Consider the following 15,002-nt stretch of genomic DNA (forward strand, 5'->3'; position numbering starts at 1 on the left):
GACCGTGAACTGCTGCTGCCCGTAGCCGACCTTCGACGGGTCGATCGCCAGGTCGAACGTCGAACCCGTCGCGGGACCGGACGCGATCACCGTCTCGCCCTGCTTGACCGTCACGGTCGCACCAGCGGTGATGCCCTCACCCTTGATGTGCGCCCATGCGGACAGATCATCGAGGAAGTACCCCTCGACACTCGTCGGCACCCCGGGCTTCGAGGAGTCCACCACGGTGACGGAGGACTTGCCGGACGCGGTGAACGCACCGAAGTTGCTGGTGCCGCTCACGGTGAACGTGGCGTCGCCGGAGCCGGCCGCGGTGGCCTCGATCGGGAGGCTCCAGCGGGCCTTCTGGCCCGCAGCACGCGCCCAGCCGTCCTTCGTGTTCACGGTGACGGTGGCCTTCGCGCCACCGTCCTTCACGGTCACCGTCGCGGTCGAGTTGCCGTCGGTCAGCCACTGGCCGTCGCCGTCGAGGTACTGACTCGTCGAGGCGCCGTCCACGAACTTCGTGCCGGCGGGCGCGGTCACCTCGAACGTGGTGTCCTGCAGCGACGTGAGCGCATCGGTCGCCTCGAGCCCGACGAACAGGTCCTTGGTCTCGCCGACCTCCATCGCGACGTCGAACCCGAGTGCGTCGGTGGCGACACCGCCGTTCTCGACCGGTGCTGGTGGGACCTCCACGGTGATGTCACCGTGGCCGATGACCGCGGTGGTGCCCTTCGACACGATGTCGACGCTGCCGCCGGTCAGCTCGGCGCCGCCCTTCTGGCCCTCGAGGACCTGCAGCTTGAACTGGATCTTCCGGAAATTGTCCTCCCAGGTCTGGTCTCCGGCGATGGTTGCCGTCTTCCCGTCCTCTGCGACTGAACCGGACACGACGGAGCCGCTGCCGCCGGCGCCCTGGGCCGCGACGAACTTCGTGCCCTCAGGAGCGTGGAACGTTACCTCGCCCTGCTTCTTCGAGGAGATCGACCCCGACACCCAGTCGGTCGTCGAACCGACAGCAGTCTCTGGGACGTCGAAGGTGACCTTCGCGCCGGTATTCACGGAGTACGTGCCTTCCGCAGCCACTTCGTCCTGCCCGGCCTTCTTGATGGTCGCAGTCCCACCGGTGATCGTCGTGTCCGGCGCCGCGTCGTCGTTCACGCGCAGCTTGAACTGGATCTTCCGGAAGTCGTTCGCCCAGGTGTTGTCGCCCGAGAAAAACGCGGTCCGACCGCCGTCCTTGATTTCGCCCGTGATGGTCGACCCATTGTTCACACCCAGACCACGCGCTTCCGCAATGGTGGTCCCCTCCGGCGCGTTCAACTCGAGTTGGCCGACCGTTTTGGTTGAGATCGAGCCCTCGATCCAGTCCGTCGTCGTACCCGGGGCGGCCAGACGGTCGTTCTGGAACGAGAGGCTGGAAGCTTCCCCCTCTAAAGCGCCCACGAAAGGCCTGGAGGGCTTGGTCTTCGATACCACGAGATAGTCCAAACCGTACTCGATCGACTTTGTGGTCGTCAGCCAGTAGCCATGGTTGGATTTGAGATACCCGTCGACAACGGTCCAGAGCTCATCGTACAGCCCCCCCCGGTTGCAATAAATAGTGCTGATGCCTGCTACTCGGGGCGAGGTCGAACTAGAGGTGTAATTGTAGAGACACGCACCGGCGTCGTTCTGGAGCTGATAAACGGCAGTGCCGTTAGTCGTACCCTTCGGGACCTTCGTGAGGCGCGGGGCGGCGTCCTTTGCTGCTTCGTACGTAGCGAACGCCTTCACCTTGTACGCGGCGGTCCAGGCGTAGTACACCCCGTCTTCTTCCCAGACCAGCCACATTCGGTCTGCCTGAGTCGATTGCGAGATCTCGGAGTGGCGAGGCGCATCCGCCGCCTGGGCTGGTGGGGTCGTACCCACGGCGAGAGCTGAGAGAGCAACGCCGGTCGCGACGGCCCTCCGGAGGAATGACTTCATGTGAAGAGATGTCTTTCGGATCGAGGCCACGCGCGCTGGACAGCGCCGGGCACTGGTCATAGAACATAAGAAATATCACCTACTCGACTGAAGACCTTCCGAGTGTGATGACTACCCGAACCTGCGCCCACTCGACGCAACTTCTCCCTCCCGGACTTGACGCACGCGGCAGCCCGAGTAAACTTGAGTGCAGCGGACGCAACTCCGCGTAGGCTTCAGCAAGACCACGAACCCAACCGAAGGAGCACCACAACATGGGACGTGCAGTAGGCATCGACCTCGGAACCACCAACTCGGTCGTCAGCGTGCTCGAGGGTGGCGAGCCCACCGTCATCGCGAACGCCGAGGGGCTCCGCACCACGCCGTCGATCGTCGCCTTCACGAAGGACGGCGAGGTCCTCGTCGGCGAGACCGCCAAGCGCCAGGCCGTCACGAACGTCGACCGCACCATCGCGAGCGTCAAGCGCCACATCGGTACCGACTGGAAGGTCGACATCGACGGCAAGAGCTACACGCCGCAGGAGATCTCGGCCCGCACCCTCGGCAAGCTCAAGCGCGACGCCGAGCAGTACCTCGGCGAGGACGTCACCGACGCGGTCATCACCGTCCCGGCGTACTTCAACGACGCCGAGCGCCAGGCCACGAAGGACGCCGGTGAGATCGCCGGCCTCAACGTCCTCCGCATCATCAACGAGCCGACCGCTGCGGCGCTCGCCTACGGCCTCGACAAGGGCAAGGAAGACGAGCTCATCCTGGTCTTCGACCTCGGTGGCGGCACGTTCGACGTCTCCCTGCTCGAGGTGGGCAAGGACGACGACTTCTCCACGATCCAGGTCCGTGCGACCTCGGGCGACAACCGCCTCGGCGGCGACGACTGGGACCAGCGCATCGTCGACCACCTCGTCAAGAAGTTCAAGAGCGAGCACGGCGTGGACCTGTCGACCGACAAGATCGCGAAGCAGCGCCTGAAGGAAGCGGCTGAGCAGGCCAAGAAGGAGCTCTCGTCGCAGATGTCGGCGAACATCCAGCTCCCGTACCTGACGCTGACCGCTGAGGGCCCGCTGAACCTCGACGAGACCATCTCGCGCGCACAGTTCGAGCAGATGACCTCCGACCTGCTCGACCGCACGAAGAAGCCCTTCAACGACGTCATCAAGGAGGCCGGTGTCAGCGTCAACGACATCGCCCACGTGGTGCTCGTCGGTGGTTCGACCCGCATGCCCGCCGTGGCCGAGGTCGTCAAGAGCCTGACCGGTGGCAAGCAGCCGAACCAGGGTGTCAACCCGGACGAGGTCGTCGCCGTCGGCGCCGCGCTGCAGGCCGGTGTCCTGAAGGGCGAGCGCAAGGACGTCCTGCTCATCGACGTCACGCCGCTGTCCCTCGGTATCGAGACCAAGGGCGGCCTGATGACGAAGCTCATCGACCGCAACACCGCGATCCCGACCAAGCGCAGCGAGACCTTCACGACCGCTGACGACAACCAGCCGTCGGTCGCGATCCAGGTCTTCCAGGGCGAGCGTGAGTTCACCCGCGACAACAAGCCGCTCGGCACCTTCGAGCTCACCGGCATCGCGCCCGCTCCCCGTGGCGTGCCGCAGGTCGAGGTCACCTTCGACATCGACGCCAACGGCATCGTGCACGTGTCCGCGAAGGACAAGGGCACCGGCAAGGAGCAGTCGATGGTCATCTCCGGCGGCTCGTCGCTGCCGAAGGAGGACATCGAGCGCATGGTCCGCGAGGCCGAGGAGCACGCCGCCGAGGACAAGGCTCGTCGCGAGGCCAACGAGCGTCGCAACCAGGCCGAGCAGCTCGTCTACTCGATCGAGAAGCTCATCAAGGAGAACGACGAGAAGCTCCCCGCGGACGTCAAGTCCGAGGTGCAGGCGGACGTCGACTCCCTCAAGTCGGCCCTCGCGGGTGACGACGACGAGGCCGTGAAGACCGCGTTCGACAAGCTCAGCGAGTCGCAGGGCAAGCTCGGCCAGGCCATCTACAGCCAGCAGGACGCGGGCGCCGCGGCCGGTGGCGAGCAGCCGGCCGGCGACCAGCCCCAGCAGGACGACGAGGACATCGTCGACGCCGAGGTCGTGGACGACGAGGACGACAAGGACAAGAAGTAACGATGACGGATCCCAAGGACAACGTGCCCGAGGACCGCGAGCCCCAGGTCGAGGGCGACGCCACCAACGCGCAGGAGCCCGAGGACCTCATTGAGGCGGAGGGGCCGGACGTCGAGGTGCCGACGGACGCCCCCGCCGCCGGCGGCCCCGAGAGTGACCTGTCCCCGGAGGACCAGGCCCTGCTCGACGACGCGGCCCGCGGCATGGCAGAGGACGAGCTCTCGCAGGCCGACCGCAATCTCGTCGCCGACATGCGCGCCGACATGCTCCGCGCGCAGGCCGAGCTGGTGAACTTCCGGAAGCGCGTCGAGCGCGACCGCGAGGCGAACCGCGACGCCGTCATCGCCGAGGTCGTCCGCGCCCTGCTGCCGGCCCTCGACGACCTGACCCGCGCCGAGGCGCACGGTGACCTGACCGAGGGCCCCATGCAGGTCATCGGCCAGAAGATCCGCGGCGGCTTCGAGAAGTTCAAGCTGGTGCAGATCGGCGAGAAGGGCGAGCTCTTCGATCCGAACGTGCACGAGGCGATCGTGCAGCTGCCGACGCCGGGTGCGACCGACCAGACCGTGGCGGACGTCGTGGAGCCGGGCTACAAGCTCGGCGACCGCGTGCTCCGCGCGGCCAAGGTCGCCGTCGCGGTCCCCGCCTGAGGCTCGGGAAGGAGGTAGGGATTCATGGCCAGTCAGGACTGGTTCGACAAGGACTTCTACAAGGTCCTCGGCGTCGACAAGACGGCGAGCGACGCTGAGCTGAAGAAGACCTACCGGAAGCTCGCCCGGCAGTACCACCCGGACTCCAACCCGGGTGACGCTGCCGCCGAGTCCCGCTTCAAGGAGATCAGCGAGGCCTACTCGGTGCTCTCCGACAAGGAGCAGCGCGCCGAGTACGACCAGGTCCGCGCCATGGGTTCCGGCGCCCGCTTCACCGCGGGTGGCCCGGGCCAGGGCGGCGGCTTCGAGGACGTCTTCGGCGGGATGTTCGGCCAGCAGGGCGGGCAGCGTGTCCGCTTCGGCCAGGGCGGCGCCCGCGGCGGCGCCGGCGGCTTCGAGGATATCCTCGGTGGGATGTTCGGCGGCGGGCAGGGCTTCGGGCAGCCGTCCGGCGGCTTCCGCGGCTTCGGTGGACCGACGAAGGGGCGCGACGTCACAGCGTCGACGACGCTCGACTTCACCACGGCGATCGCCGGCGACACCGTCAAGCTCGCGCAGGGCAACGGCCGACCGGTGAACGTCCGCATCCCCGCGGGCGTCGCCGACGGGCAGAAGATCCGCCTGCGCGGGCGCGGCGAGCCGAGTCCGGACGGCGGAGAGGCCGGCGACCTGGTCGTCAGCGTCTCCGTGCGCAAGCACCCGGTCTTCGAGCGCGACGGGCAGCACCTCCGCGTGGACGTCCCCGTGACGTTCGTCGAGGCGGCGCTCGGCGCGACGATCCAGGTCCCCACCCTCGGTGGCGATCCGGTCAAGCTCAAGGTCGCCCCCGGCACACCGTCCGGCCGCGTCCTGCGCGTCAAGGGTCGCGGCGTCACGACCAAGAGCGGTACCGGCGACCTTCTCGCGACCGTCCAGGTGGCGGTGCCGTCGCACCTGTCGGACAAGCAGCGCGAGGCCGTCGAGGCCCTCCGCGCCGTCCTGCCCGACGAGGACCCCCGCGAGGATCTCCTCGCCAAGGCGCGCAGCTAGCGCTGCGCAACCAGCACGACAACCGGCCTGGAGGCTCGGCGCGGCTCCGTCAGGAAGTCGCACCGGGCCTCCAGGCTGGTTCTGCACCACGCGGACGACGGAAAGGAACCAGCCATGACCGACATGGACGAGAACTCGCCCGTCTTCGCGATCGCGGTGGCGGCGGAGCTCGCCGAGATGCACCCACAGACGCTGCGGCAGTACGACCGGCTCGGCCTGGTCGTGCCGGGCCGCACCCGCGGCGGCTCCCGCCGCTACTCGATGCGCGACGTCGCGCAGCTGCGCGAGATCGCGCGGCTCGGGTCCGAGGGGGTGTCGCTGGAGGGGATCCGGCGGGTGCTCGACCTCGAGAACGAGAACCAGCTCTTGCGTGACCGTGTCCGCGAGCTGGAGCGGGCGCTCGCCGATCAGCTCATCGCGCGGCCGGGCGCTCGTGTCTTCGCTGCGACGACGACCGGCGCCGCAGTGCCGTTGCGCGCCGGCATGCGACCGCAGCGGAACACCGCCGTGGTGCTGTACCGACCCCAGCGCTGACGTCAGACGTCCGGCGGATCGAAGAGGTCTCGACGGACGGCGTCGACCGCGGTGCACCGGGGGAGCGAGGGGCGGTCGCCCTCGGGGGAGCAGCGCTCAGGGCGGCGGGCGCGGACCGTCTCGATGACCGAGCGGACGCACGATGCGCACACGTCAGGACCGCCCGCGGTCGGGGTCGGGGAGCAGGTGGACCGTCCAGGTCGCCCGTTCCGCGAGTCGTCCGTCGCGGCAGTCGATCGCGACCCGGAGGGCCACGAGGCCGTTGCGGATGTGTTCCCACGGCAGCGCGGCCCGGATGTCGTCGTGCCGCAGGCGGTAGGTCAGACCGTCGAGGGTGCCGCTCAGGGCTGCCACGAGCAGGCGGTTGTCGCACGCCGCGAGGAACGTCCGGTAGACCGGGGTGATCGCGTCCGAACCCCACTGCCAGCTGGGCATCGCCATGCAGTCGAGCACGAGCCCGATGCGGCGGAAGAGCGCAGCGCGGTCGCGGTCCTCGAGGTCGCCGATCGTGGTGCGGACGACGCCTCCGAAGAGCAGGCCGAGGGTCTGCAGCGTCGGGACGAGTTCGTCGCGACGGGGGACCGTGACGCGCGTGTACCGGTTCGGGCGGAACTCGACGAGACCGAGGTGGCCGAGGTCCGACAGGGCTTCCCGCACCGGCGTCCGGGAGCATCGCAGCCGGAGTGCGAGCTGTTCGTCGTCGAGCAGGGTGCCCGGGCCGAGCGCCCCGCTCATGATCTCGTCGCGGAGGCGTTCTCGCGCCTGGTCCCGCAGCCGAGGGCGCACCCCGGCTTCTGGCGAAGCGAACATCGGCCCCTCTCGCTCGTCCTGCCGCTGCCTCGTCGTGCAACGGTCTCCTCCGAGCGTACGGGCTTGGGATACCAGCGGTACCGGTGATATACCGCTGCGGCAGCCCCGGTCTCGGATCCGCATCACCGTCTGGGTACCCTGGGGCCGTGCCATTCGACTTCGCCGACCACTTCCGGCGCTCCCCGGTCAACGACGAGCCCGACCTCGTCGCGATCGACGGCACCGACCGCTTCATGCTCGACGAGGCACCGCACGTGCACGGAGACGCGCTCCGGCAGCCCGGTGAGGTCGCCGTCGTCGACGACCGGTACGGGGTACTGACCCTCGGCGCGATGACCGTGCACGGTGCGTCGGGCATCCGCGTCGTGCAGGACTCGCTCGTCGGGGTGCGGGCGCTGCAGGCGAACGCCGGGACCTTCGGCCGCAGTGGCTTCGTGCTGACGGAGTCGCTCGAGCAGGCGTTCCGCGACGTCCGGCTCGTGCTCCTCCGGCTGTCGAAGTCGAACGACCGGCTCGACGAGCTCGCACGTGCTGTCGCACGGTGGGCGGCCCCCGACGTGGTGCTGCTCTGCGGCGGCGTCTCGAAGCACATGAACCTGTCCCAGAACGACGTCCTGCGCCGGTACTTCGGCGAGGTCACGGCGTCCCGCGGGCGCGGCAAGTCGCGGCTGCTCGTCGCCCAGGACCCGCTCCGTGCGACGGCGGTGCGCGCCGACGCCACGAACCCCTGGCCGCGCTCGGTGCACGTCGACGAGCTCGGGATGACGCTCGTCGCGCACGGCGGGGTCTTCGCGGGGACGTCACTCGACCAGGGCACCCGGGTGCTGCTCGACGTGATGGACGACGCCGTGCCGTCGGCGCGGGTCGCCGTCGACCTCGGGTGCGGGAACGGCGTCATCGCGACCGCGCTGGCGCGCCGCCGTCCGGCCGTCAAGGTGGTCGCGACCGACGTCTCGGCGATCGCCGTGGCGTCGACGCGGGCGACGGCGGTGGCGAACGGCGTCGCGGACCGGGTGACGGTCGTGCGGTCGGACGCGGGCGACGAGCTCGACGAGGGGTCCGCGAAGCTCGTGCTCTGCAACCCGCCCTTCCACGAGGGCACCACGGTGAGCACCGACGCGGCCGAGACGATGTTCCGGAACGCGGCCACGATCCTCCAGGCCGGCGGTGAACTGTGGTGCGTCTGGAACTCGCACCTGCGGTACCGACCCGTGCTCGAGCGGCTCGTCGGGCCGACCCGGCAGGTCGTGCGGACCGCGAAGTTCACGGTGACCGCCTCACGACGCGAGGCCTGACGCGGGAGAGCCCCGTCACGGGACGTGACGGGGCTCTCCGTGGGAACTGCTTCAGATGTGGACGGGCAGCTGGACGGACTTGCCGCCCGACGTGACCGTGATCACGTGGTCGCCCTTCGCGAGGCCGGTGAGGGAGAGCTTCCCCTGGCCGTCCGCCTTGATCGAGCCGACCGCGAGCTGGCGGTCGCCCTCGTGCGCCTGGAGGCCGCCGATGCCGGAGGGAAGACCCCACACGGTGATCTCCGCCGAACCGGTCAGGGCGCTGGTGCTGGTGACCGTCGCCTCGAGGGCGCTCGCGTCGTGGTCGCCGTTGCCGATGGTGAGGGTGCGCTCGACCCGCTCGCCACCGATGGTCGCCGTCGCGGTGACCGTGGTGGTGAGTCGCTCCGGGGCGGTGACGACGACGTTGCGGAGCTCCTCGTCGTCGAGCGTCACCTCCTTGCTCTCCCCGTTGGCGGTGACGGTGACCTCGGTACCTGCCGGGCCGCGGACGTCGACGCTCACGCGACCGGCGTCGATGCGGGTGGAACCGACGGTGAACGCGGTGTCGGAGGCGCCGTCACCGGGCTGCTCGGTGCCCTCGCCGGGCTGTTCGCCCTCGTTCCCACCGCCGGGCTGCTCGGTGCCGTCGCCGGGCTGCTCGCCCTCGTTGCCGTCACCGGGCTGCTCGGTGTCGCCTGCGGAGTAGGTGATCGTCCACGGTGCCGTCCGGTACTTGCCGGACTCGTCCTGGTACGACGCGACGAGCTCGTTCACGCCGGGGCGCAGGTCGCGTTCGAGGGAGAGCGTGAAGTCGCCGTCGGCGTCCGTCTTCGCGTCGCCGAGGTACTCGCCGGCATCCGGGTCGACGATCGACACGTTGCGGTACGAGCCCGGGGTGTGGCCCGTGATGGTCGGACGGGCATCGTGCACCGTCGAGCCGCTCGCCGGCGTGGTGATCTCGAAGCGCTGTGCCTGCTGCTCGTACGTCACGTCGAGCGACTGGCCACGGAGCCAGGAGCCGTCGGTCTGCTGGTACCGGAAGACGAGCTGGTTCTGCCCGGTGTTGAGTGCGCCTTCGAGCGTCACCTTCCAGTTGCCGTGCTCGTCAGCCGTGGCCGCGCCGAGAGCGGGACCGGCGGGCCCGCCGACGGACACGTGGGTGCCGGCAGGAGCCGTGCCCTCGATGGTGGGACGCGCCGTGCGCACGGTGTCGCCGTCGTGGAGGCTGGTGACCTCGCCGACGACGGTCTGGTCGCCGGGCTGCTCGCCCTGGTCGCCGCCGCCGGGCTGTTCGCCTTCGTCGCCACCGCCCGGCTGCTCGCCGCCGCCGGGCTGTTCGCCGTCGTTCCCGACCTGGGCAGCCGCCCAGTTGCTCTGCGTGAAGGCCTCGCGGTTCGGCGTGTCCAGCGGGACGGACTGGTCGACGGCCCGCACCCAGACCTCCTCAGCCGCGGCGCCGCCCGGCACCACGATCTCGAACGAGGCGTCGGTCCGCGGGGGCGCCGAGGTGACGACGTCCCGGCGGTCGAAGGACGCCTCGATCGTCGCCTCCGCGTTCGCTCGACCGCGGACCACGAGGTCGTCCCCGCGGCGCTCCGTGGACTCGATGACCGGAACGGCCGCGAAGGCGTCCAGGTGCGCTTGGGACGGCGTGCTGTACGACCCGTCCGCCCGCACGACCGCGGCGGTGACGACCTGCGGGCCGGAGACGAGCGGCGCGAGGTCGCACGAGTACCGCTTCGGGAGGGCCACCGTGGCGGTGCCCTCGCAGAGCAGACGTCCGCGCTGGTCGACGACCTTGAGCGTGCCGCCCTCGATCGAGCTGGTGGCGACCAGGCCCGGCGTCGCGAGACCGGTCTCGAAGACGGGGAGGCCCCCACGATCACCGACCGACCCGGCGCCCTGGATCGTGAAGATGCCGGTGGAGCTCGCACCGACGGGGTTCTCGGCGGTCGCGCCGGGGATCGACGGCAGGTCGGGACCGGCCGTCGCCGCGTTGGCGGCGGTGACGAACCCGGTGGAGGTGAGGACGAGTCCGAGTGCGGCTCCGGTGGCCGCACGGGTGAACTTGCGCATGATTCCTTCCTGTACCCGAACGGAGGCGTCGGGGACGGGAAGCAATGTTGTATGTTGAATACTGATTATATTCCCCATGCGAGGCGTACGAACGACGAAGCGCCCCGCCGGTCGGCGGGGCGCTTCGTCGTCGCGTCGTCGGATCAGGCCGGGACGTAGTCGAACGTGTCCGGGTCCGGGCCCGTGCGGTGGCCCTTGTCGAGCGAGGTGATCGCCGTCATGTCGTCGTCCGAGAGCTCGAAGTCGAAGATCGCGAAGTTCTCCTCGACGCGCGAGCGCGTGACCGACTTCGGGAAGACGATGTCGCCGCGCTGGATGTGCCAGCGGAGGACGACCTGCGCCGGGGTCTTGCCCGTGGCGCCGGCGATGCGGGTGATGGTCTCGTCGTCGAGCACGAGGCCTTGGGCGATCGGGGACCAGGCCTCGGTCGCGATGCCGTGCTCGGTGCCGTAGGCGCGGAGCTCGTCCTGCACGAGGTACGGGTGCACCTCGATCTGGTTGACGGCCGGGGTGATCGTCGTCTCGGCGGCGAGGCGGTTGAGGTGGTGCGCCTGGAAGTTGCTCACGCCGATCGAGCGGGCGGTGCCGGCGTGGTACAGCTCCTCCATCGCCTTCCAGGTCGGGACGAAGTCCGACACCGTCGGCAGCGGCCAGTGGATGAGGAAGAGGTCGGTGTACCCGCCGAGCAGGTCGGCCGACTTCTTGCCGTTCTCGGCGGCGAGGGCCGGGTCGTGGAAGCCGTTGTTGAGCTTCGAGGTGACGAAGATCTCCTCACGAGGGATGCCGGACGCCTCGATGGCCTCCCCGACCTCCTTCTCGTTGCCGTACATCTCGGCGGTGTCGATGTGGCGGTAGCCGACCTCGAGTGCGGTGAGGGTCGCTTCCTTCGTCTTCTCGGGTTCGATCTGGAAGACGCCGAAGCCGAGCTGCGGGATGGTCTTGCCGTCGTTCAGGGTGATGTTCGGAACGGTCATGACGCCATGCAACCAAACGCCCCTCAGGAGGCATTCCGGCAACACTCAGTCGGGCGCGCTGCGCGCGGGAACCGGACCGGTCAGGCGAGTGCCGCCTCGATGTACGCGAGCAGTGCGTCGCCGTACGCCACGGCCGCGTCGTCGCTCCGGAACTCCTGCGCGACCCCGCCGATCGTCGCCGTCACGACGAACCCCGCGGTGAGCGACACGAACGCCGACCCGAGCAGGCCGCGGAGCTGGTCCTCGCGGGGGAGCCAGAGCGACTCGGACGCCTCGACCGAGTCGAGCGCCCACTCCGTCGTGCCGTTGAACCCGAGCGAGGTGCCGCTCGGGTGGTCGTGGCGCTCGACGGTCATCTCGGACACCGTGTAGACGTCGTCGTCCACCCCCGGCTTGTCGATCACGAACCGGTCGCCCGTCGCCGGGTGCCAGCGGAGTCCGGCATCGCGCAGCGACCGGGCGAGTTCGACGGTGATCACCGCACCACCCTGCCACGCAGGACCGGAGGGCGGACGGGACCCGACGGGGTGCGTCGCCGTGAGGACACGTTCGTGCTGGCCGTCGTCGGGGACGTGGTCGTCGGCAAGGTCGACGTACTAGCATCGCCGAGCACCCCCGCGCGCGGCGAGCACTCGTCCGCGCGCGCGGACGCGACGACGCCTGGGCAACCGGTGCCGTGCCTCCCGGCCGCTCACGCGACCACGGGCGCGACCGCCGGCCGGTGTCACGGTCCCGGGGCGGCCACGAGCCGCCGCCGGGTCCTGTCCGCCCTCCCCGTCCGCCCAGCAAAGGACCCGCATGACCCTCGAGCGCGAGGAACTCCGCGACGACTGGACCGTGGCGATCGCCGGCGACCAGCTGCCGGCCGGAGCGCCGGCCGGGATCGCGGGTCGCACGATCCCCGCCACGGTGCCGGGGCAGGTGCACACGGACCTCGAACGCGAGGGCCTCGTCGCCGATCCGACCGTCGACCGCAACGAGGACGGCGCGAAGTGGGTCGGGCGGGCCGACTGGGCCTACCGGCGCACCGTCGACGTCGCACCGCGGGGGTTCGAGCGCGTCGACCTCGTCTGCGAGGGGCTCGACACGGTCGCCGAGCTGAGCCTCGACGGCGTGGTCGTCGGCACCACCCGGAACATGCACCGGCGGTACCGGTTCGACCTCAACGACGTGCCGGGTGCCGCGGGCGACCGTGAGCTCGAGCTGCTCTTCGAGTCGCCGTACCGCGAGGCCGGCCGGGTCGCCGCCCGCGCCGGCTCGATGCCGGGACCGTACGACGAACCGTTCCCGTACATCCGCAAGCAGGCGTCGAACTTCGGTTGGGACTGGGGCCTGACCGCGGTGACGAGCGGCCCGTGGCGTCCGGTCGCGATCGAACGCTGGTCGACGGCGCGGCTCGCCGAGGTGAAGCCGCTCGTCGACGTCGAGGCGGGCGAAGGCGTCCTCGACGCGCACGTCCGCGTCGAGCGGTCCGGGATGAACGACCTCGACCAGGACGGTGAGGACGACGACCTCGTGCTCGTCGTCACGGTCGCCGGCCCGACGGTGGACGGCGGGACGACCCGACAGCGTTCCCGGGCGCAGCTGACGCCGAAGGACGACGAGACGGTCGTCACGGTGCGCGTGCCCGAGGTGCGGCGCTGGTGGCCGCGCGGCTACGGCGAGCAGCCCCGCTACGACGTGACCGTCGAGCTGCAGACCGTCGACGGCGAGGTCCTGGACCGCCGGACGGCGAAGACGGGCTTCCGCTCAGCCCGGATCGACACCGCCGACGACACGATCGGCAAGCCCTTCGCCGTCGTGGTGAACAGCACCGTCATCGACGTCCGCGGCGTGAACTGGATCCCGGACGACGTCATCGTGTCGCGGGTGGACCGCGCGCGGATCGCCGACCGGCTCGGCGTCGCCGCGGACCTCGGTGTGAACCTCGTCCGCGTGTGGGGTGGCGGGGTCTACGAGTCCGACGACTTCTACGACGTCTGCGACGAGCTCGGCCTGCTCGTCTGGCAGGACTTCGCGTTCGCCTGCTCGGCCTACCCCGAGATCGAGCCGATCCGCAGCGAGGTCGTCGCCGAGGCCCGGGACAACGTCGCACGCCTGGCCGGCCACCCGTCGCTCGTGGTCTGGAACGGCAACAACGAGAACATCTGGCTGCACGACGCGGACGGCTGGGCCGACGAACTCGGCGATCGTGGCTGGGGACTCGACTACTACCTCGACCTGCTGCCGACCATCGTCGACGCGGTCGACCCGTCGCGCTTCTACACGGTCGCCTCGCCCTGGTCGGGTTCCGAGAGCCTGCCCGCGAACGACGTCGACCACGAGACGCACCACTCGTGGGACGTCTGGAACCGGCTGTCCGACGACCACTACCGCGACTCGGTGCCGCGCTTCGTCTCCGAGTTCGGGTGGCAGGCGCCGCCCGCGTGGCGCACGCTGCGCGACGCCGTCACCGACGAGCCGTTGCGCGTCGACTCGCCCGGTGTGGTGCACCACCAGAAGGCCGACGACGGCATGGGCAAGCTGGCGCGGGGAATCGAGCCGCGCTTCGGGTCCGTGGATCCGGCCGAGTTCGACCGCTGGCACTACCTGACGCAGCTGCAGCAGGCGCGGGCGATCGCCACCGGTGTCGAGCACTGGCGGACGCACTGGCCGCGGAACACCGGCGTCATCGTCTGGCAGCTGAACGACCTGTGGCCGGTGGCGTCGTGGTCGGCGATCGACTCCGCGGGACGGCTCAAGCCGCTCGCCCACGAGCTGCGTCGCCTGTACGACGACGTCCTGCTGGCGATCCGGCCCGTCGTGCGTCCGTCCGCTGACGACGACGTGGTGCCGACATCGTCCGGAGACCGGCCTGGAGGCGCGGACCGCGTCGACACGTCGGCTCCCGTCGACGGGGTGGCCCGGACCACCCCCGACACCGATACCGCCGACGGCGCCGCCGAGTCCGGTGGGCTCGTCGACACCCTGTCCCTCGGGGTGTCGCCCGGGTCGTTCGGGCACTCGCCCGTCGAGATCGCGGTGCGGTCCTCCCGCGGCGGGCGCGACAGCGTGGTGCGGGTCCGGCGCATGCACGTGTCCGGCAGGATCCTCGCCGAGGTCACGCTGCCCGTGCGGCTGTCGGAGGCCGGCGTCGCCGTCGTCGACCTCCCGGAGTCGGTCGGCGTCCTCGACGATCCGACCCGCGAGCTCGTGGTGGCGGACATGGACTGGCGTCGTGCGGTCTGGACCGCTTCGCCCGACAAGGACGTGCGGTGGGAGCCGGCGCGGTACCGCACGACGGTCGCCCCTGCTGCCGACGGCGACGGACACGACCTGGTCGTCGAGGCGGAGTCGCTCGTGCGGGACCTGCTCGTGCAGCCGGACCGCATCGCCCCGACCGGCACCGTCGACCGCGGGTTCATGACGCTGCTGCCGGGCGAGCGCGTGGGCTTCCGGGTCCGCGGGCTGTCCGACGCGGAGGCTGCTCGACTCACGGAGGGCGCAGCGCTCTGGTCCCTCACGGACGCTCTGACTCGGGTCGGATCTCGCACTTCACACTGATATACTGAACGGGTCCGGTGTGGCCGGACCCGGCACGGA

11 protein-coding genes are annotated in these 15,002 nt (G+C 70.2%); 6 read left to right on the forward strand and 5 right to left on the reverse strand.

What is annotated here, in order from left to right; translation table 11 throughout:
* A partial coding sequence (locus ABIC52_RS06525) for a hypothetical protein (RefSeq protein WP_354026911.1) occupies positions 1 to 1,950 on the reverse strand: 1,950 nt, incomplete at its 3' end.
* A 254-nt stretch (positions 1,951 to 2,204) separates the two neighbouring features.
* Between ABIC52_RS06525 and dnaK the strand changes: the two genes are divergently transcribed.
* From dnaK to ABIC52_RS06545, 4 genes are all read left to right on the forward strand, one after another.
* Complete coding sequence (gene dnaK / locus ABIC52_RS06530; RefSeq protein ID WP_354026912.1) at positions 2,205 to 4,070, forward strand: molecular chaperone DnaK; 1,866 nt, start codon at positions 2,205 to 2,207, stop codon at positions 4,068 to 4,070.
* A gap of 2 nt (positions 4,071 to 4,072) precedes the next feature.
* Entirely contained in the window at positions 4,073 to 4,720 is a 648-nt protein-coding gene (locus tag ABIC52_RS06535; protein ID WP_354026913.1) for a nucleotide exchange factor GrpE, read from the forward strand.
* A 24-nt stretch (positions 4,721 to 4,744) separates the two neighbouring features.
* Positions 4,745 to 5,749: a DnaJ C-terminal domain-containing protein gene (locus ABIC52_RS06540; protein ID WP_209825215.1), complete on the forward strand. Its 1,005-nt coding sequence runs from the start codon at positions 4,745 to 4,747 to the stop codon at positions 5,747 to 5,749.
* A gap of 123 nt (positions 5,750 to 5,872) precedes the next feature.
* Entirely contained in the window at positions 5,873 to 6,283 is a 411-nt protein-coding gene (locus tag ABIC52_RS06545; protein WP_126891319.1) for a heat shock protein transcriptional repressor HspR, read from the forward strand.
* A 153-nt stretch (positions 6,284 to 6,436) separates the two neighbouring features.
* Here the strand turns inward: ABIC52_RS06545 and ABIC52_RS06550 are convergent, their stop codons facing one another.
* Entirely contained in the window at positions 6,437 to 7,093 is a 657-nt protein-coding gene (locus ABIC52_RS06550; protein ID WP_354026914.1) for a GntR family transcriptional regulator, read from the reverse strand.
* Positions 7,094 to 7,239: 146 nt separating this feature from the next.
* Between ABIC52_RS06550 and ABIC52_RS06555 the strand changes: the two genes are divergently transcribed.
* A complete protein-coding gene (locus tag ABIC52_RS06555) occupies positions 7,240 to 8,388 on the forward strand; it encodes a class I SAM-dependent methyltransferase (protein ID WP_354026915.1) in 1,149 nt (382 codons plus the stop codon).
* 51 nt (positions 8,389 to 8,439) lie between these two features.
* Here the strand turns inward: ABIC52_RS06555 and ABIC52_RS06560 are convergent, their stop codons facing one another.
* The 3 genes from ABIC52_RS06560 to ABIC52_RS06570 all read right to left on the reverse strand — a co-directional run bounded on the left by ABIC52_RS06560 (position 8,440) and on the right by ABIC52_RS06570 (position 11,899).
* Complete coding sequence (locus ABIC52_RS06560) at positions 8,440 to 10,446, reverse strand: Ig-like domain-containing protein (protein WP_354026916.1); 2,007 nt, start codon at positions 10,444 to 10,446, stop codon at positions 8,440 to 8,442.
* Between the two features lie 143 nt (positions 10,447 to 10,589).
* A complete protein-coding gene (locus tag ABIC52_RS06565; RefSeq protein ID WP_354026917.1) occupies positions 10,590 to 11,420 on the reverse strand; it encodes an aldo/keto reductase in 831 nt (276 codons plus the stop codon).
* A gap of 80 nt (positions 11,421 to 11,500) precedes the next feature.
* Complete coding sequence (locus ABIC52_RS06570; RefSeq protein ID WP_126891309.1) at positions 11,501 to 11,899, reverse strand: pilus assembly protein CpaE; 399 nt, start codon at positions 11,897 to 11,899, stop codon at positions 11,501 to 11,503.
* A gap of 319 nt (positions 11,900 to 12,218) precedes the next feature.
* Here ABIC52_RS06570 and ABIC52_RS06575 point away from each other — a divergent pair, with 319 nt between their 5' ends.
* Entirely contained in the window at positions 12,219 to 14,963 is a 2,745-nt protein-coding gene (locus tag ABIC52_RS06575; RefSeq protein ID WP_354026918.1) for a glycoside hydrolase family 2 protein, read from the forward strand.
* Positions 14,964 to 15,002 lie beyond the last annotated feature (39 nt).

Source organism: Curtobacterium oceanosedimentum (genome assembly GCF_040545555.1).
Taxonomy (GTDB): Bacteria; Actinomycetota; Actinomycetes; order Actinomycetales; family Microbacteriaceae; genus Curtobacterium.

Coding starts and splice junctions, on each gene's coding strand:
- ABIC52_RS06535 (WP_354026913.1), top strand. CDS start 4,073: ATGACGGATCCCAAGGACAACGTGCCCGAGGACCGCGAGCCCCAGGTC.
- ABIC52_RS06550 (WP_354026914.1), bottom strand. CDS start 7,093: ATGTTCGCTTCGCCAGAAGCCGGGGTGCGCCCTCGGCTGCGGGACCAG.
- ABIC52_RS06575 (WP_354026918.1), top strand. CDS start 12,219: ATGACCCTCGAGCGCGAGGAACTCCGCGACGACTGGACCGTGGCGATC.
- dnaK (WP_354026912.1), top strand. CDS start 2,205: ATGGGACGTGCAGTAGGCATCGACCTCGGAACCACCAACTCGGTCGTC.
- ABIC52_RS06560 (WP_354026916.1), bottom strand. CDS start 10,446: ATGCGCAAGTTCACCCGTGCGGCCACCGGAGCCGCACTCGGACTCGTC.
- ABIC52_RS06565 (WP_354026917.1), bottom strand. CDS start 11,420: ATGACCGTTCCGAACATCACCCTGAACGACGGCAAGACCATCCCGCAG.
- ABIC52_RS06540 (WP_209825215.1), top strand. CDS start 4,745: ATGGCCAGTCAGGACTGGTTCGACAAGGACTTCTACAAGGTCCTCGGC.
- ABIC52_RS06545 (WP_126891319.1), top strand. CDS start 5,873: ATGGACGAGAACTCGCCCGTCTTCGCGATCGCGGTGGCGGCGGAGCTC.